Source organism: Helicobacter sp. 11-8110 (assembly GCF_003288905.1).
Lineage (GTDB): Bacteria > Campylobacterota > Campylobacteria > Campylobacterales > Helicobacteraceae > Helicobacter_D > Helicobacter_D colisuis.
In genome coordinates, this window is record NZ_NHYL01000001.1 from 492,947 (window position 1) to 510,597 (window position 17,651).

16 protein-coding genes and 2 pseudogenes are annotated in these 17,651 nt (G+C 32.9%); 16 read left to right on the forward strand and 2 right to left on the reverse strand.

Translation table 11 applies throughout. The features are described from left to right. Window position 1: 1 nt before the first annotated feature. A complete protein-coding gene (locus CCY98_RS02370) occupies window positions 2–349 on the reverse strand; it encodes a P-II family nitrogen regulator (RefSeq protein WP_112056985.1) in 348 nt (115 codons plus the stop codon). Window positions 350–493: 144 nt separating this feature from the next. On the opposite strand from CCY98_RS02370, the gene mnmH reads away from it, so the two are divergent. Further along, complete coding sequence (gene mnmH / locus CCY98_RS02375; RefSeq protein WP_112056986.1) at window positions 494–1,501, forward strand: tRNA 2-selenouridine(34) synthase MnmH; 1,008 nt, start codon at window positions 494–496, stop codon at window positions 1,499–1,501. Window positions 1,502–1,503: 2 nt separating this feature from the next. After that, a complete protein-coding gene (gene prfB / locus CCY98_RS02380) occupies window positions 1,504–2,604 on the forward strand; it encodes a peptide chain release factor 2 (RefSeq protein ID WP_112056987.1) in 1,101 nt (366 codons plus the stop codon). A gap of 28 nt (window positions 2,605–2,632) precedes the next feature. On the opposite strand, the gene CCY98_RS02385 is transcribed toward prfB, so the two are convergent. Further along, entirely contained in the window at window positions 2,633–3,145 is a 513-nt protein-coding gene (locus tag CCY98_RS02385) for a flavodoxin (RefSeq protein WP_112056988.1), read from the reverse strand. 187 nt (window positions 3,146–3,332) lie between these two features. Here CCY98_RS02385 and CCY98_RS02390 point away from each other — a divergent pair, with 187 nt between their 5' ends. The 14 genes and pseudogenes from CCY98_RS02390 (at window position 3,333) to CCY98_RS02455 (ending at window position 17,465) form a co-directional block, all read left to right on the forward strand. After that, window positions 3,333–5,051, forward strand: a complete 1,719-nt coding sequence (locus CCY98_RS02390) for a cation:proton antiporter (protein ID WP_258438090.1) — start codon at window positions 3,333–3,335, stop codon at window positions 5,049–5,051. A 120-nt stretch (window positions 5,052–5,171) separates the two neighbouring features. Then, window positions 5,172–6,089: a sulfate adenylyltransferase subunit CysD gene (gene cysD / locus CCY98_RS02395; protein ID WP_112056990.1), complete on the forward strand. Its 918-nt coding sequence runs from the start codon at window positions 5,172–5,174 to the stop codon at window positions 6,087–6,089. Further along, window positions 6,089–7,518: pseudogene (cysN, locus tag CCY98_RS02400) on the forward strand (sulfate adenylyltransferase subunit CysN). The gene cysD and the pseudogene cysN overlap by 1 nt, the downstream one beginning before the upstream one ends. 48 nt (window positions 7,519–7,566) lie before the next feature. Next, window positions 7,567–9,234 carry an SLC13 family permease gene (locus tag CCY98_RS02405; protein ID WP_258437934.1) on the forward strand — a complete coding sequence of 556 codons (1,668 nt, stop codon included), beginning with the start codon at window positions 7,567–7,569 and terminating at the stop codon, window positions 9,232–9,234. A gap of 8 nt (window positions 9,235–9,242) precedes the next feature. Further along, the gene (gene cysC, locus CCY98_RS02410; RefSeq protein WP_112056991.1) at window positions 9,243–9,836 is read left to right on the forward strand and encodes an adenylyl-sulfate kinase; all 594 of its coding nucleotides are present in this window, start codon (window positions 9,243–9,245) and stop codon (window positions 9,834–9,836) included. Then, window positions 9,829–10,573: pseudogene (gene cysQ, locus CCY98_RS02415) on the forward strand (3'(2'),5'-bisphosphate nucleotidase CysQ). Before cysC ends, cysQ begins: the two are co-directional and overlap by 8 nt. A 26-nt stretch (window positions 10,574–10,599) precedes the next feature. Continuing rightward, on the forward strand, window positions 10,600–10,932 hold the full coding sequence (locus CCY98_RS02420; RefSeq protein WP_112056992.1) for a hypothetical protein: 333 nt from the start codon (window positions 10,600–10,602) through the stop codon (window positions 10,930–10,932). Window positions 10,933–10,940: 8 nt separating this feature from the next. After that, window positions 10,941–12,497 (forward strand): hypothetical protein, encoded by a 1,557-nt coding sequence (locus CCY98_RS08570; RefSeq protein ID WP_258437938.1) that lies wholly within the window; start codon window positions 10,941–10,943, stop codon window positions 12,495–12,497. 39 nt (window positions 12,498–12,536) lie between these two features. Continuing rightward, window positions 12,537–13,094 carry a dTDP-4-dehydrorhamnose 3,5-epimerase family protein gene (locus CCY98_RS02430; RefSeq protein WP_112056993.1) on the forward strand — a complete coding sequence of 186 codons (558 nt, stop codon included), beginning with the start codon at window positions 12,537–12,539 and terminating at the stop codon, window positions 13,092–13,094. Continuing rightward, window positions 13,094–14,152, forward strand: a complete 1,059-nt coding sequence (locus tag CCY98_RS02435; RefSeq protein ID WP_112056994.1) for a GDP-L-fucose synthase — start codon at window positions 13,094–13,096, stop codon at window positions 14,150–14,152. Before CCY98_RS02430 ends, CCY98_RS02435 begins: the two co-directional genes overlap by 1 nt. 12 nt (window positions 14,153–14,164) lie before the next feature. After that, complete coding sequence (locus CCY98_RS02440) at window positions 14,165–15,193, forward strand: GDP-mannose 4,6-dehydratase (RefSeq protein WP_112056995.1); 1,029 nt, start codon at window positions 14,165–14,167, stop codon at window positions 15,191–15,193. Between the two features lie 6 nt (window positions 15,194–15,199). After that, complete coding sequence (locus CCY98_RS02445; RefSeq protein WP_112056996.1) at window positions 15,200–16,216, forward strand: dehydrogenase; 1,017 nt, start codon at window positions 15,200–15,202, stop codon at window positions 16,214–16,216. Beyond that, entirely contained in the window at window positions 16,204–16,809 is a 606-nt protein-coding gene (locus CCY98_RS02450) for a D-sedoheptulose 7-phosphate isomerase (protein WP_112056997.1), read from the forward strand. The genes CCY98_RS02445 and CCY98_RS02450 overlap by 13 nt, the downstream gene beginning before the upstream one ends. Next, a complete protein-coding gene (locus tag CCY98_RS02455; RefSeq protein WP_112056998.1) occupies window positions 16,797–17,465 on the forward strand; it encodes a nucleotidyltransferase family protein in 669 nt (222 codons plus the stop codon). The genes CCY98_RS02450 and CCY98_RS02455 overlap by 13 nt, the downstream gene beginning before the upstream one ends. Window positions 17,466–17,651: the final 186 nt, after the last annotated feature.

Here is a 17,651-nt window from a genome sequence, read left to right on the forward strand (position 1 = left end):
ATTAAATTGCATCTGTTCCTTCTTGATTAGTGCGAATCCTAATTACATTACTCACAGGATAAATAATAATCTTTCCATCCCCAACATTACCTGTATTAAGACATTCTTTGGCTACTTGTATAATTTCATCAACCATACTCTCTTTACTTAAGATTTCAATCCGAATCTTTGGAAGCAAATCAATACGCATTTCATTCCCGCGATACACTTCTGTCTTTCCTTTTTGATTCCCAGCACCCATAACATTACTCACCGTCATTCCTTTAATGCCTTTTAGAGACAAGGAATCTTTAAGCACATTAAGCTTTTCAGAACGCGTTATAATTTCAACTTTATAAATTTTCTCCATTGACATTCCTTTCTTTGAAATTCAAGTCGGAATTATACTAACTTAAAACTTAACTTAATTTTAATAATTAAATTAACTTTTTAAGAAAATAATTATAAATTTTTTCTGCTACAATACCTTTTGAATTTATCCAAGGATTTACTTGTGCAAAAAGATATTGAAATTCAAAGTTTTTTAAATCTAAATCTTCCTTTGATACTTGATGTTCGCTCACCTAGAGAATACGAGCTCTCTCACATTCCCCTAGCGCTAAATTACCCAGTTTTACAAAATGATGAATTTGAAAGAGTTGGCACACTTTATAAACAAGATACTTTTGGTGCTAAGATTCTTGGGGCAAGTTTAATTTGTCAAAATATTTCCACTCACCTTTTAAGTCTTAAAGAAAAAATCACTCCTGCTATTCCTTTTGGAATCTATTGTGCTAGAGGTGGAATGCGCAGCCACTCTTTTGCCCTTATTTTGCAACGCATTGGCTATCGCGTTTTGGTGCTAGAGGGAGGCTATAAATCCTATCGTAAATTTATAACCCAAAGCCTAGATCAAGCCCCCACACACCACTTCTTAACACTCATAGGACCAACAGGCAGTGGTAAAAGTGAGATTATTAGTGCTTTTCATCACTCCTTAGATATTGAACAAATCGCTAAACACCTTGGCTCAAGCTTTGGTCAAATTTGTGGGAATCAACCTAGCGTTAAAATGTTCCAAAATCTAATTTTTACGAGATTAAAAGAATTGCAAAATGCTCCTTTTGTGCTTGTTGAAGGAGAAAGCAAGAAGCTTGGCAATCTTATTTTGCCCACTCCGCTCTATAATGCCTACCAAAAGTCACCCAAGATTCTTATCCTTTCACCTTTAGAGCAAAGAATCAGAAGAATCATTGCACAATATGGTAAAATTTCAGAAAAATTTTTTAGAGATTCGATGCAAAAAATTGCTCCCTTTATGAAAAAGCAGTTTTGGCAAGAAGCCTATGATGCCTTTTTTACTAATCAATTAGAAAAAGTCGCAGAAATTTTGCTCATAGAATATTATGATAAAGTCTATAAAAAAGAATCTTTTCATCAAGTAGTGCATTATCAAAGCACCACCCAAGCTATTGCAGAAATCAAAGCTTTTGCAGAAGAATTTTATAAAATAAAGGAATAATTTTGGATAGTTATGAATATGGCGAATTACTTAAAGAGTTAGAAATCAAGCGACAAAATATTGAAAAAATTATGCAACCTAGCCAATTACAATCAAGGATTGAAGAAATTGAATCTTTAGAGCAACAAAAAGAATTTTGGGAAGATTCCAAAAAAGCTGGAGAATACCAAAAAGAAAAAAAACGCTGCTTAAGACAGCTTGAAAAATACAAAGAAGCAAATCTAGCCCTTAGTGATGCCAAAGAGCTTTTTGAACTCTCAAGCGATGATGAAGAAACACTTAATGAACTTTTTAACGAAGCCCCAATGCTAGAAGAGCAAATCAAAAAAGCAGAAATTGAAGTTATGCTTAGCGGAGAACTTGATTCTAATAACGCAATCTTTACTATCACGCCTGGAGCAGGCGGAACAGAATCGCAAGATTGGGCAAGTATGCTTTATCGAATGTATTTAAGATGGGCGGAGAGACGCGGATTTAAAGTGGAGCTTTTGGATTATCAAGAAGGCGATGAAGCAGGAATAAAAGATGCAAGTTTTATTATTAAAGGTGAAAATGCTTATGGTTACACTAAAGTTGAAAATGGGATTCATCGACTTGTTCGAATCTCACCCTTTGATTCCAATGCCAAACGCCACACAAGCTTTGCCTCTGTGCAAGTAACGCCTGAAATTGATGATAATATTTCCATTGAAATCGAAGAAAAAGATTTGCGAATTGATACTTATAGAGCAAGTGGAGCGGGCGGACAACATATCAACAAAACCGAATCTGCTATTCGTATTACCCATATTCCAACAGGAATTGTCGTGCAATGCCAAAATGATAGAAGTCAGCACAAAAATAAAGCCACCGCCCTAAAAATGCTAAAATCTAAGCTCTATGAACTAGAGCAGCAAAAGCGCAATGAGCAAATTGCCAATGATGATAAAAGCGAGATTGGTTGGGGACACCAAATCCGATCTTATGTTTTAGCGCCCTACCAACAAGTCAAGGATTTGCGCTCTAATATCGCTTATAGCAATGTTGAAGCCATCTTAGATGGAGATATTGATTCTATCTTAGAGGGTGTGCTTATCCACATTAACTCCAAATCTAGAGATTAAATTTTTAAATTTAATCTCCCAAACCCTATTAATTAAATTGCCCTGCAATCAAATCGCACCAATTTTCTATTCTTGTGTCTGTTAAATCTTCTTGATTATTTTCATCTAAAATCAATCCCACAAATTCACCTTCAATTACTGAATTTGATTCTTGATATTCATAGCCCTCTATACTAGTTTTACCAATTATCTTTGCATTTTTGGAAACTCGATTGTAAATCTCAAAAACCCCATCACAAAAAGTATCACCATAAGTGTCTTGATCACCAAGTCCAACAAATGCAACAACTTTACCTTCAAAATCCAAAGGACTTAAAGTAGTTAAAAACTCTTCCCAATCGTTTTGAAGCTCACCACTTCCGTAAGTTGGTGTAGCTAAAATTAGATTTGAAAATCCTTTTAAATCTTCCCTAGAAGCTTTAGCCACATCAAAAACTTCTACTTCTTTAGAATGTTTTTCTCGTAAATTGACAGCAATTTTTTCTGCGATTCTTTGAGTATTCCCACCATCGCTTCCATAAAACAATCCAATTTTACTCATAATTTCCTCCAAATTTATTAATTTAAGAACTGCGAGTTTAGAGCAGATCACCTTAAAAAATGATTATAATAATACTTATTATTAATAAAATTTAATTTTGCTTCGAATATCTTGTAACTTCTTATGAGTTTGTATATAATTCAAAAAATTCTTTAGCAAGGGATATTCCATAGATACTTTATTTGTAATTGTTTGTGTTTTTGCAATGGCAGTCATTTCGGGCATTATTTTAAACAAACTCAAAATACCCACTATTATTGGATATATTGTTACTGGGGTTTTGACTGCTTATATTTTTGACTTTAGGGTTGAAGATTCAAATGATTTAAGCGAAATAGCTGAAATGGGAATTGTCTTTTTGATGTTTATGATTGGACTTGATTTTAGCTTCAAAAAAATGTCTTCTATTAAGCAAGAAGTTTTTTTATTTGGCGGTTTGCAAATTGGACTTTCTATCCTAGTTTTCTTTTTTATTTGCTATTCTCTTTTTGGATTTAACTTTGATACTTCTATTATTGTTGCTAGTGCAATTAGCCTTTCTTCAACCGCAATTGTTCTCAAATATCTTAATGAAGTTAATCAAACCAAAACTTCTTATGGAATTGCATCAGTTGGGATTTTAATCTTTCAAGATTTGGCTGTAATTCCTATCCTTTTGATGATTAAACTCCTAAGTAGCAAAGATCTAGCTATGAGTGATCTTTTGCTAACTACAGGCATTTCTGCTTTTATTGTTGTGCTTTTACTTTTATTGCCAGGTAGATTCTTGGCTAAAATCATTTTACGCTCTTCAGCTAAAATGAAAACTGATGAAATTTTTGTAGGAACAGTGTTTTTGATTGTTTTAGGCTCTGCTTTTTTAAGTCAATCTTTTGGTTTTTCAATGACACTTGGAGCGTTTTTGTCTGGTATGATTATTTCAAGCACTTCCTATAAATACCAAGTTGCTTCAGTTTTGGTTTATTTCCGCGATCTCTTACTTGGAATCTTTTTTATCACCATAGGAATGCAGGTTGATATTATATTTTTGGCAAAATATTTCATTATTATTATTCTCCTTGTTTTCCTTACACTTTTAGCAAAAACTCTCATTATGTTTGCTTTTTTGAGTTTCTTTAGGGGGACTAAGATCGCAATGAAAATCGCCCTCTCCCTTTCTCAAATTGGAGAATTTTCTTTTGCAATTTTCCTCCTTGCAAGCCAACATGAGATTCTAAACTTACAACTAGATGGTGGAATCTTAAAGCATATTTTTGGAACAGAATTTTTTGCTTCCATTACCCCAGTTGAAATCCATCAATTCCTTACGCTAATGGTTATTTTCTCAATGATTGCCACCCCTTTTATTCTTGATAATCTTGATAAATGCACCGCTTTTGCCCTAAAAGCTATCAAGATTCCACAAAAAAATCCAACCACATACACGCAAGAACAACAAGAAACAAAGGAACCAAAAGAGACCAAAAAACGCATTCTTATTTGTGGTTATGGACTTGTAGGACAAAAAATATTTGACTTCTTAAAGGACTATGATATAGAGGTTTTTGGGATTGATTCAAATTATGAGAGAGTAGAGAAAGGAATCATACGGGGAGATAAAATCATTTATGGAAACATCACTGATAAAATGATTTTTAGAGAAGTTGAGATTCAAAAGGTTACTGCAGTAATTTTATGTATTGAATCACCAGTAGAAATCGAAAAAGCTTGCAGACATATCCTAGCACTATCCAAATACACTAAAATCATTGTCCAAACACGCGATAATGCACTTGAATTAGAACTCAAAGCAATGGGGCTTTATGGTGTCATCAACTCCACAATGGAAATTGCAACCATCCTTTCAAATCTTGCCATTGAAACTATCAAAGAAGCCGAGGATGAACAAGAAAAGAGCGCCAAATAAATTTAAAAATGCCTTAAATTCTTAGGGTATTTTTTAGTTAAATTGTGTAGAATCTCAAATTAAAGTTAAATTGACATCACATAGTTACAAACACATTAAAATCCTTAAGTGGGGAGCAAAATGAGTAGCATTACACTAAATAATTATTCTCATTTAGATTATCTTGAATCAGAATCAATTCATATTATGCGCGAAGTTATTGCCGAGTTTGAAAAACCTGCAATGCTTTATAGCATAGGCAAAGATAGCTCTGTTATGCTCCATCTTCTACAAAAGGCTTTCTATCCAGCTCCCCTACCAATTCCACTAGTGCATGTGGATACTACTTGGAAATTTAAAGAAATGATAGAATTTCGCGATAAAACCGCTAAAGAACTTGGTGCCAAACTCATCGTCTATCAAAATCCAAAAATCAAAGAATTAAACCTCTCACCCTTTACCCATGGTTCATCTATGCACACTGATATTTCAAAGACCCAAGGCTTAAAGCAAATGCTTGATTTATATCAATTTGATGCCGTATTTGGTGGTGCAAGGCGTGATGAAGAAAAATCAAGAGCCAAAGAGAGAATCTATTCTTTCCGTGATGCCAATCACACATGGGATCCCAAAAACCAACGCCCAGAACTTTGGAATCTCTATAATAGCCGACACAAAAAAGGCGAATCCATAAGGGTCTTTCCACTAAGCAATTGGACAGAACTTGATATTTGGCAATACATCTATAAAGAAAATATTCCAATCCCTAGTCTATATTTTGCAAAAAAGCGTCCTGTTGTAGAATATATGGGAGCCAAAATTTTAGTCGATGATGAAAGAATGCCAGAAGAGCTTGCTAAAAATGCAAAAGAAGAACTAGTGCGCTTTAGAACCCTTGGTTGCTACCCTCTAACAGGTGCGATTAATTCTAGTGCCAGTAATGTTTTAGAGATTATTCAAGAACTTTTACTCTCAAAAAGTAGCGAAAGACAAGGCAGACTAATTGATACTGATGAAGAAGCTAGTATGGAGAAAAAGAAAAAAGAGGGATATTTTTAATGAATTTAAATGAAATAAAAGAATATTTAAAACAACACGAAAACAAGGAACTCTGTAGATTTATTACTTGTGGTAGTGTAGATGATGGAAAATCTACTTTAATAGGCAGAATGCTTTATGATTCTAAATCACTTTTTGAAGATCAAATCAAAACTCTCAAAAAAGATAGTCAAAAAAATAAAAACTTAGGGGGGGGGAGCAATTAGACTTTGCACTTTTGGTAGATGGATTAGCAAGTGAGCGTGAGCAAGGCATTACTATTGATGTAGCCTATCGTTTTTTTACTACTCAAAAAAGAAAATTTATCATAGCAGATACCCCAGGACATGAGCAATACACAAGAAATATGGCTACAGGTGCTAGTAATGCCGATATTGCTATCCTTTTAATTGATGCTAGAAAAGGTGTTTTAACCCAAACTAAGCGGCATTCTTATATCGCAAGCTTATTAGGTATTAAACAATTTATCATAGCAATCAACAAAATGGATTTAGTGGATTTCAAACAAGAAGTCTTTAAACAAATCGCTAAAGACTATAAAGCAATTCTCCCTAGTTTGCAAAATTATGAAGATATTAAAATCCATTTTGTCCCCATTTGTGCAATAGATGGCGATAACATCACTTCTAAAAGTGCTAATATGCCTTGGTATAGCGGAGAAACTCTATCTGCCCTATTAGACACTTTGCCAATTACTACAAACACCAATCAAGATTTTATTATGAGTGTGCAGTATGTCAATCGCCCACATTTAAACTTTAGGGGATTTTGTGGAAACATCGCAAGTGGAAGTGTGAGCATAGGTGATGAGATTATCGTTCTCCCTAGCCTTAAAACTAGCAAGATTAAAGAAATCATCACTCCTAATATCAAAGAACTAAGACCTAGCAAGGACTCAAAAATTCAAAGCTCTAAAAACGCAAGTTTTCCAAGTGCCATTACACTAACTCTAGAAGATGAAATTGATATTTCAAGGGGTGATATAATCACTGCTAAAAATGTAGAGATTCCTATTTCTAATGCCTTTAAGGCTATGATTGTATGGATGAGTGAAGCTCCACTCAATCTTTATGAAAACTATTTAATCAAAATAGCAAATCTCACAACCAATGTTACTTTTAGTCAAATTGATTTCAAAAAGGATATTAATACTTTTGAAGAATATCCAGCGCAAACTTTAGAGCTTAATGATATTGCAAAATGCACTTTAAATTTAAGCAAAAAGACTACCTTAGAAATCTACAAAAAGAACAAAACCTTAGGTAGCTTTATTGTTATTGACAGATATTCCAATGAAACCTTAGCAGCAGGAATGATAGAAGAGATTCTGGACGCTAAAAGTGAAAATAGAATCTACACTCAAGCTGAAAGAGAGCTTAATGCTTACATAAGAAAAAACTACCCCGAATGGGAGTGCAAAAAAATATGAAAATCATTGTTGCACTAAGTATTTTAGCCCTACTCCTTTTGCTTGTTAGTGGAAAATTTAGAGCTTCTTTGCTTTTTTTTGGGGGGGGTTGCTTTATTATACTATCTCTTGGGGTATTTAGATCTAAAAACCTTTCTTGGTTCATACACTAGTGATTCTTTGGTTGTTTTAGTGCTTTTGTTGCTTGTTTCTATTGCGGTAGAAAAAAGTGCAGTTATGAGTTATGCATCAAAATTTATTATTGGCAAGAGCTATTATTTCTCTCTTTTCAAACTAGGTGTCATTGTGAGTGCAATTTCTGCATTTTTAAACAACACTGCTGTTGTAGCTAGTTTTATGGGATTAATCAAAAATAACAAATTCCAAAATCCCTCTAAGTTACTAATCCCGCTTTCTTACTTTTCAATCGTAGGGGGAACTATGACTCTTATAGGCACTTCTACAAATTTAATAGTCAATTCCTTTGTGATGCAAAATGGCTTGGAGAGTTTAAAGATTTTTGATTTTTTTGCAGTTGGTTTTTGTATTAGCTTAGGCGTGATGATCGTTTTAATGCTTTTTAGCAAACTTCTACCAAACTATACTGCCAAAGAACAAGAAATTTCTAAATACCTTATTAGTGCAAAAGTCTTACCAAATAGCCCTTTAATTGGTAAGAGTATCGAGAAAAATGGCTTAAGGAAATTAGAATTTCTCTTTTTGATAGAAATCATAAGAGAAGGTAGAAGTCTCTCCCCTGTAAGCCCAGATGAGATTATTTGTAAGGAAGATCAATTAGTTTTTAGTGGAGATGTGGCACATTTAGAGACACTAAAAGAATTTAAAGGCTTAGAAATTGGCAAACAAAATCCCAAAATCAAAGATTTAAAACTAGTGGATGTCATCATCACTCCTAATTCTAACTTGATTGGCAAAAGTGTCAAGGAAGCAAATTTTAGAACTAAATTTGATGCAGGAATCATTGCCCTAAAAAAGGGCTCACAAAATATTTCCAAAATTGGTTCAAGCATTTTAAGTGCAGGAGATAGACTTATTTTAAGCGTGGGAAAGGATTTTAAAACAAGGGATAATATTCTTAAAAATTTCTATATTATCTCTAATATTAATAAACTTCAAAAATTAAATAAAACACAAAGTTTTTTTATTGTCTTTGGTTTTTTATCAGTCATTACTCTATCAGCCTTAGACATCTTTTCTTTACTTAAAGCCTTAATTATTTTTCTCTTTGTATTACTAGTTTTTAAATTTCTTAAATTTGATGAAATTAAAAGGCGATTCCCGCTTGATATTTTTATTATTGTAGGCTCTTCACTTGCCATTACTAAAGTCCTAGTAGAGAGTGGTTTGGCACAAGATTTTGCTAATCTCATCATTAGTATTTTTGGGCAATATGGAGTTTATGGTAGCTTTATTGGAATCTACCTTTTAACCTTGCTTTTAACAGAGATGATTACCAATAATGCCGCTGCAGCCCTTGCCTTCCCTATCGCTCTTGCGACTGCGCAAAGCCTAGGTGTTAGCCCTATACCTTTTATTTTCGCAGTTGCCTATGGAGCAAGCTGTGGATTTATGATGCCCCATGGTTATCAAACACATTTGATGGTTACTTCTATGTGTGGATATAAGACAATGGATTTTGTTAAGATAGGCTTTGTTGTTTCTTTGACTTATTCTATCATTGCTTTAAGCTTAATACCAATCTTTTTTAGCTTCTAAGGAAAAAAATGGGAAACAATCTCACATGGCATGACACAAAAATTACCAAAGAGCAAAGATCAAAACTTAAAAATCAAAAACCCTGTGTCTTATGGCTAACAGGACTAAGCGGTAGTGGTAAATCCACTCTAGCTAATGCGTTAGAGCAAAGACTTTTTACTATGGGTTACCACACTTATCTTTTAGATGGAGACAATGTAAGGCATGGTCTAAACAAAGACTTAGGCTTTGATGAAAACTCAAGAATAGAAAACATAAGACGCATAGGAGAAGTTTGCAAATTATTTGTTGATAGTGGCTTAATAGTGCTTTGTGCTTTTATCTCCCCTTTTTGTAAAGAAAGACAAATCATAAGAGAATTGCTTGATAAGGGAGAATACATAGAAATCTTTGTAGATACGCCTATAGAAATTTGCGAAAAAAGAGATCCCAAAGGGCTTTATAAAAAAGCAAGAAATGGAGAGATTAAAAATTTTACCGGCATAGATAGCCCTTATGAAGCACCTAAAAATCCAGAGATTCATATAAAAAGTGAGAATCTTGATGAAAATATTGAAACAATTTTAAAATATTTATCCCAAAAAGGAGAAATCCATGCTTAAATCTATCAAGCTAGAAACAATTCAAGAAATAGCCCTAAAAGCCGGCAAGACAGCGATGAGCGTTTATCAAAAAGATTTTGCAATTTATGAAAAAGAAGACAAAAGCCCTTTAAGTGAAGCTGATTTGCTTTGTAATGAGATTATTTGCGATGCTCTATCTCCATTTAATCTACCCCTATTAAGCGAAGAAAACAAAATCATCTCTTATGATGAAAGAAAAAAAATGGGAATATTTTTGGTGTGTAGATCCTATAGATGGCACTAAGGAATTTATCAAGAAAAATGGAGAATTTACAATCAACATTGCCCTAATCCACAAAGATACACCAATTCTAGGAGTTGTTTATGCGCCTGCTTTAGAGCTTATGTATAGTGCAAAACAAGGAGAAGGTGCGTTCAAAAATAACAAAAAACTACCACTCAACGCCCAAAGAGAAACCTATAAAATCGTAGCTAGCAAATCTCATATGAGCAAGGAAACTAGTGATTTCATAAAAAGCTTGGAAACTAATAAATCCAAAGAACTCATTTCTATGGGAAGCTCTCTAAAACTATGCTTAGTAGCTAGCAATGAAGCCGACATCTACCCAAGACTTGGACCAACAATGGAATGGGATACCGCAGCAGCTGATGCAATAGTTAGAGAATCAGGCAAAATGACTTATGACTTTAATACTCAAAAGCCTTTAATTTATAATAAGGAAGATTTAAGAAATCCATATTTTATCGTAAAATAAATATTAAAACCAAAAAGGAGACAATAATGACTGCCTATGTGCATATAGGAACCCCAAAAACAGGAACGACAAGCATACAAAATTTTTGCGAAATTAATCGTCTATTGCTATTAGAGCAAGGATATCTTTATTCAGAAAATGTGGATAAAGTAAAAAAAAGACATTCTTTAATTGAAGATGTTATAAATGAAATTTATAGAAATTCAGCCAAAATTGACTTGATTGAAAAAATAGTCAAATTTAAAAAACAATATCTAACTTTGAAACAAGAAATACTAACTAACCCAAATCAATTTTTTTATTTTCTTCAGAGGCTATTTCTGGAACATTTAATGATATTGTTCAAATTAAAATATTAAAAAAAATAATGAATAATTTAGGCTTTAATACAATTTATATCATAGTTTATATTAGAAATATAAAAGATTTGGTTATTTCTATGACTTCTCAAAGTATTAAAAGTAGCTATTTGTCTCCTTGCGAAGCTAATCCCTCGAACTACTTTAGAAAACATATTTTTGATTATCATTGGATATGTCAAAATTATGCTAAAGCTTTTGGCAAAGAAAACCTTATCGTAAGGCTTTTTGATAAAAATGAATTTAAAGATGGGGATTTGTTAAAAGATTTTGTTGATGCTATTGGATTAGAATGGGATGATAATTTTATTATTCCTGAAAATCAAAATGAAACACTAGATTTAATAGGATTTGAATTAGGAAAAAGAATAAATTCTCATTTTAAGAATCGAATTGAAAGAGATTTATTTGCATTAGTCCCAACTACATTGCCTCCATATTTCTCATCCAAAGACAAAGAGCTTAAATTTATGCCAAAAAAAGAGCATTATCAAATATGGAATGATTATTTTGAAGAATCTAATGAATGGGTAAGAAAAGAATTTTTTCCTCATAAAGAGAGATTATTTCCTAAAAAAGATTTAACAAATTATAAAGAAAACTATGAACTTAAAGAAATGAAACCTGAATATTGGGATAGAATAGCAGAATTTATAGCAGATTTTGCAAAGAATAGAAAAAAGATTATTGATGATAAAGATAAATTAATTGTTCAAAAAGATCAAATCATCCAAGCTAAAACCCAAGAACTCACCCAAACTAAGAATCAATTAGATTCCACTAAGAATCAACTCAATTCTGCTCAAAAAGAATTAGATTCCACTAAACAACAACTTGATTCTAAAGTTAAAGAACTCTCTTCTCTTCCTATTAAAAAGCAAACTTTAGAAATAAAGAATCTAGAACAAGATAATTTATTAAAGCAAATACAAATTCAAGAAGCTAAACAAGACTTAATCAATAAACAATTACACACCAAACAACTTGAAAAAGAATTAAGATATGAATCCAATGTTTTAAAAGAATTAGAATTAAAGAATCAAGAATTAATTCAAACTAAGAATCAACTAGATTCCACTAAAAAACAATTAGAATCTAAAAATAAAGAACTAGAATCTAAAAACAAGATTTTAATTTCTAATCCAAATTCTTCTCATTTCATTCAAAACACTTCTTGCTTTAAAGGAAAACTTGCTTATCTTAATACTCTCACTACTGCTAAAGATAGAATCCACAATCATCTCTCCTATAAACTAGGGCAAGCTATGATAGAAAATTCTAAATCTTTACTAGGTTATATTAGAATGCCTTATGTTTTATCTTATATCAAAGATAAACACAAACAAGAACAACAACAATACCAAGAAGCTATTAAAAAGAATCCTAATCTTAAACTCCCTAATCTAGAATCTTATCCTGATTACAAAGAATCTTTAAAAGAAAAAGAATATCTTACTTATAAACTAGGAGAAGCCTTTATAAAAGCTAATAAAACTTGGTATAAGGGCGGATATGTTAAGTTGTGGTTTGAAGTGAGGAGGTTGAAAGAAAGATTTAAGCATTAAGCGGTACAATTAGTTTATGAAAAAATAAAGGATTAGATTATGGCAATGGAATTTGATATACAAGAATCAAAGATTTTAAAAGGGGTTTATATCATTACCCCTAATAAATTTAGGGATTTAAGGGGTGAGATTTGGACAGCCTTTACAGAGGAGCATTTAGGAGGATTAGTCCCAGAAGGAATCCACTTTAAGCACGATAAATTTATTAATTCACATTTTAATGTTTTGCGTGGAATTCATGGAGATGTAAAAACTTATAAGCTGGTTACTTGTGTCTTTGGTGAGGTGCATCAGGTTGTGGTAGATTGCAGGAAAGATAGCTCCACTTATCTAAAGTGGGAAAGATTTGTTATTGGTCCAACAAACCAACAATTAATTTTAATACCACCTAGCATGGGCAATTCGCATTATGTTAGCTCTAAAGAAGCTGTGTATTATTATAAACTTGCCTATGAGGGTGAGTATTTGGATGCTCCAGATCAATTTACTTTTGCTTGGAATGATCCTCGAATCGGAATTGATTGGCCAACGAATAATCCTATATTATCAAATAGAGATATTGAAGCTACAGCTAATGATTGTACAAAAGGATTTTAATGCATAAAGATTCTAAAATTTATATTGCAGGGCATAGAGGATTGGTTGGAAGCTCCATACTTCAAGAGCTTCAGAGGCAAGGTTATACAAATCTTATTTATAAAACTCATAAGGAACTTGATTTGATTAACCAAAAAGCAGTGCAAGATTTTTTTGCTAGAGAGAAGCCCGAATATGTTTTTTTTTGTGCAGCTAAAATGGGTGGCATGATGGAGCAATTAGAAAGGAGGGCAGATTTTTTATATTTAAATTTAATAATGCAAACTTTTGTGTTGCATGAAGCTTATAAAAATAATTGTAAAAAATTACTTTACTTGAGTTCCCTTTGTATTTATCCTCAGGATGCACCATTGCCGATAAAGGAAACAAGTATGCTTGAAGGGAAATTGCAATTTATTAATGAACCTTATGCGATTGCTAAAATTACAGGTAATAAAATGTGCGAGTTTTACAATGAGCAATTTGGCACAAATTTTATTACTCTAGTTCCAACAAGTATTTATGGACCAGGAGATAATTTTAATTTAGCTACAGCTCATGTTTTTCCTGCAATATTTGCAAAAATTTATTTGGGAAAATTGCTGAATGAACAAAAGCATCAAGAATTATTCAATAATTTGAGACTAGATAATATACAAGAAGTTTTAAGATGTTTAAGTCAATTTGATATTGATGAAAATAAGGTTACATTACTTGGAAGTGGCAATCCTAGAAGAGAATTTATTTATGTAGATGATGTTGCGGATGCTTGCATTTTTGCAATGGATAAAATTGATGCCTCTGTGTTAAAAAAGTATGATCAAAATTTTCATAATACTCACTTAAATTTGGCCGATGGCAGGGATTATTCAATTAAAGAAATTGCTTTTATGATAAAAGATATTATAGGATATAAAGGAGATATTGTTTTTGATTCTTCTAAGCCTGATGGAACAATGTTAAAGACAACTGATACCGAAAGAATTAGAAAATTAGGCTGGAAGGCGAAAGTTAAGCTTGAGGATGGTATTAAAATGATGTATGAGTGGTATTTAAAAGAGCAAAACATAAGACAATAGGAAGGATAACTTATGAAAACAGTTTTGATTACAGGTTTTACTGGACAAGTTGGTTCGCAGATGGCGGATTTTTTGCTTGAAAATACAGATTATCAAGTCATTGGTATGATGCGTTGGCAAGAGCCAATGGACAACATTTATCATCTGAGCGATAGAATCAATAAAAAAGATAGAATTAGCGTGTTTTATGCGGATTTGAATGACTATTCAAGTATTCAAAAACTTTTTGAAACCAAGCGTCCTGATGTGATTTTTCACTTAGCTGCACAATCTTTTCCTAAAACTTCTTTTGAAATACCCATTGAGACACTTCAAACAAATATCATTGGAACAGCAAATATTTTAGAAAATATTAGAATCTTAAAGCAAAAAGATGGTTATGATCCAGTTGTGCATGTATGCTCTTCTAGCGAAGTCTATGGTAGGGCAAAGGTGGGTGTGAAGCTTAATGAAGATACCCCATTTCATGGGGCAAGTCCCTATAGCATAAGTAAAATTGGCACGGATTATTTGGGGCGATTCTATGGTGAGGCTTATGGGATCAAAACTTATGTAACAAGAATGGGAACACATAGCGGTCCAAGGCGATCGGATGTGTTTTTTGAGAGCACCGTGGCTAAGCAAATTGCACTGATTGAAGCAGGTTTGCAAGAACCGGTTATTAAAGTTGGGAATCTCTCAAGTGTGAGAACTTTTCAAGATTGTCGTGATGCTATAAGGGCTTATTATTTGCTTTCATTAGAGAGCGAAAAAGGAAATGTGCCTTGTGGCGAAGCTTTTAATATAGCAGGAGAGGAAGCATTTAAGTTGCCTGAAGTTATTGAGATATTGCTTGGATTTTCTACGAGGAAAGATATTAAAGTCCAAGAAGATGCCGAGAGACTTCGTCCTATTGATGCAGATTATCAAATGTTTGATAACACAAAAATTAAGAGTTTTATTGATTGGAAGCCAGAGATTCCAGCTAGAAAGATGTTTGAAGATTTACTTAACCATTGGAGAAAAGAAGTTTCAATGGGCAGAATCCCACTTAATAGGTAGTTGGCTATGGTTATTCGCTCACAGACACCATTGAGATTAGGATTAGCAGGAGGAGGGACAGATATTAACTTGTATTGTGATAAATATACAGGTTATGTCCTAAATACTACGATATCGCTTTACATTCATTGCACGCTAATAGAAAGGGATGATGAGACTATTATTTTTGATTCTCCTGATACAAACTCATATGCCAACTACCAAAGTAGTTCGCATCTTCAAAATGATGGGAATTTGGATATTTTTAAAGCCATTTATAATCGTATAGTGAGGGATTTTACTCATAAGCCTTTGAGTTTTTCACTACATACTTATTCGGATGTTCCTAGCGGAAGTGGTTTGGGCGGTAGTTCGACTTTGGTAGTTGGAGTGATTAAGGCTTTTGTAGAATGGTTAAATTTGCCGCTTGGAGAATATGAGATTGCTAAACTTGCTTATGAGATTGAGCGTGAAGATATGGGGATAGTAGGTGGCGCACAAGATCAATATGCAGCAACCTTTGGTGGATTTAACTTTATGGAATTTTATGAACAAAAGCGAGTCATTGTTAATCCTTTGCGTATAAAAAATTGGATTGCAAGTGAGCTTGAAGCAAGAGTAGTATTGTATTTTACAAATATTACAAGAGAAGCAAAAGATGTAGAAGAGCATAAAAAGGGTAGGCTAGGAGATCAAAAATCTCTAGAAGCGATGCATGCTATCAAGCAAGATGCAGTTGCCATGAAAGAGGCGCTTTTTAAAGCGGATTTTGATACAATGGCACGGATTCTTGGCAAATCATGGCAGTCTAAAAAGATTATTTCAGAGATTGTTAGCAATGATGAATTGGAGAGAATTTACAATCTCGCAATGGCTAATGGTGCTTATAGTGGAAAGACAAGTGGGGCAGGTGCTGGAGGATTTATGTTTTTCTTGGTAGATCCCATAAAAAAATATCAATTAATCAAGCTTTTAAATCAAGAACAGGGTTATGTTCAGGATTTTTCATTTACAAAAGAAGGAGCAAAATCATGGAAATTGTAAATTCTTATATTAAAGAACATTTTGAAGATTCTATCGCGGTTAAAACAAAAATACTTAATGATGAAAAATTGTTAGAATTGATTAAAAAGGTGGCTTTAGAGACTACAAAGGCTTATAAAGAAGGGAAAAAGACACTTTTGGCTGGAAATGGTGGCAGTGCAGCCGATGCGCAACACATTGCTGGAGAGTTTGTTAGTCGATTTTATTTTGATAGACCCGGAATTCCTTCTATTGCATTGACAACTGATACGAGTATTTTAACTGCTATTGGGAATGATTATGGTTATGAAAAATTGTTTTCAAGACAGGTGCAAGCCCAAGGCGTTGAAGGGGATATTTTTATTGGAATCTCTACAAGTGGTAATAGTGCCAATATCATTGAAGCCTTAAAAGTTTGTAAAGAAAAGGGTATCTTGAGTGTTGGTTTAACTGGAGAGAGTGGTGGGAAAATGAATGAGCTTTGTGATTATTGTATCAAAGTGCCATCAAACAAAACGCCAAGAATCCAAGAATCGCATATTTTAATAGGACATATTATTTGTGCTATTGTAGAAGAAGAGTTATTTGGTAAAGGTTTTGGTTGCAAGCTATAGTTTTAGCTGGGGGGCTTGGCACTAGACTTAGAAGCGTGATTCAAGATGTCCCAAAGCCTATGGCTCCTATTAATGGGAAGCCATTTTTGGCTTTTGTATTAGAGTATTTGAAAGAACAAGGTATCACAGAAGTTATTTTGAGCGTATCTTATAAATATGAATTGATTCAAGAATATTTCAAAGATGAGCTTCAAGGGTTAAAAATAATCTATAATGTAGAAAAGGAGCTTTTGGGGACAGGTGGAGCTATCAAAGATTCTTTGAAGTTTATTAAAGACGAAGCTTATGTGTTAAATGGAGATACATTTTTTGATATTCCTTTAAAAGAAATGAAGCTTGGAGAGAGTAAAATTTGCATCGCTTTAAAGCAAATGCAAAATTTTGATAGATATGGTAATGTTAAGATTGATAAACAAGGCTTTGTGGTGTCTTTTGAAGAAAAAGTTTTTAAAGAACAAGGCTTGATTAATGGCGGTATCTATCTAATAAAAAAAGATATTTTTGATGGTTTTGTTTTGGAGAAGAAATTTTCTTTTGAAGAATTTTTACAAGAAAATTATAAAATGCTAAGAATTGAAACTAAAGTTTTTAATCGCTATTTCATTGATATTGGAATACCTGAAGATTATGAGAGGTTTGTGAATACTAGATCTTAGTGTTAAAAATCAATAATTTAGATTATGAATGTTTATAGAATGTATTTAAAATCAATTGGTTTGTCTGCTGGTGTAAAATTAAGGTGGCAGATTGTAATTCCTGCCATCTTAATTAAGTTAGAATCTAAATTAGAATTTTGGCTTTTATAATTCCTCTATACTAACAATAGAAGTTGTTTCCATGAA

What these genes read in the sequence shown, in the direction of transcription:
- cysC (WP_112056991.1), top strand. Translation starts at nt 9,243, where the DNA reads ATGGGAAACAATCTCACATGGCATGACACAAAAATTACCAAAGAGCAA.
- CCY98_RS02450 (WP_112056997.1), top strand. Translation starts at nt 16,204, where the DNA reads ATGGAAATTGTAAATTCTTATATTAAAGAACATTTTGAAGATTCTATC.
- CCY98_RS02385 (WP_112056988.1), bottom strand. Translation starts at nt 3,145, where the DNA reads ATGAGTAAAATTGGATTGTTTTATGGAAGCGATGGTGGGAATACTCAA.
- CCY98_RS02370 (WP_112056985.1), bottom strand. Translation starts at nt 349, where the DNA reads ATGGAGAAAATTTATAAAGTTGAAATTATAACGCGTTCTGAAAAGCTT.
- CCY98_RS02440 (WP_112056995.1), top strand. Translation starts at nt 14,165, where the DNA reads ATGAAAACAGTTTTGATTACAGGTTTTACTGGACAAGTTGGTTCGCAG.
- CCY98_RS02445 (WP_112056996.1), top strand. Translation starts at nt 15,200, where the DNA reads ATGGTTATTCGCTCACAGACACCATTGAGATTAGGATTAGCAGGAGGA.
- cysD (WP_112056990.1), top strand. Translation starts at nt 5,172, where the DNA reads ATGAGTAGCATTACACTAAATAATTATTCTCATTTAGATTATCTTGAA.
- CCY98_RS02420 (WP_112056992.1), top strand. Translation starts at nt 10,600, where the DNA reads ATGACTGCCTATGTGCATATAGGAACCCCAAAAACAGGAACGACAAGC.
- CCY98_RS02435 (WP_112056994.1), top strand. Translation starts at nt 13,094, where the DNA reads ATGCATAAAGATTCTAAAATTTATATTGCAGGGCATAGAGGATTGGTT.
- CCY98_RS08570 (WP_258437938.1), top strand. Translation starts at nt 10,941, where the DNA reads ATGAATAATTTAGGCTTTAATACAATTTATATCATAGTTTATATTAGA.
- CCY98_RS02430 (WP_112056993.1), top strand. Translation starts at nt 12,537, where the DNA reads ATGGCAATGGAATTTGATATACAAGAATCAAAGATTTTAAAAGGGGTT.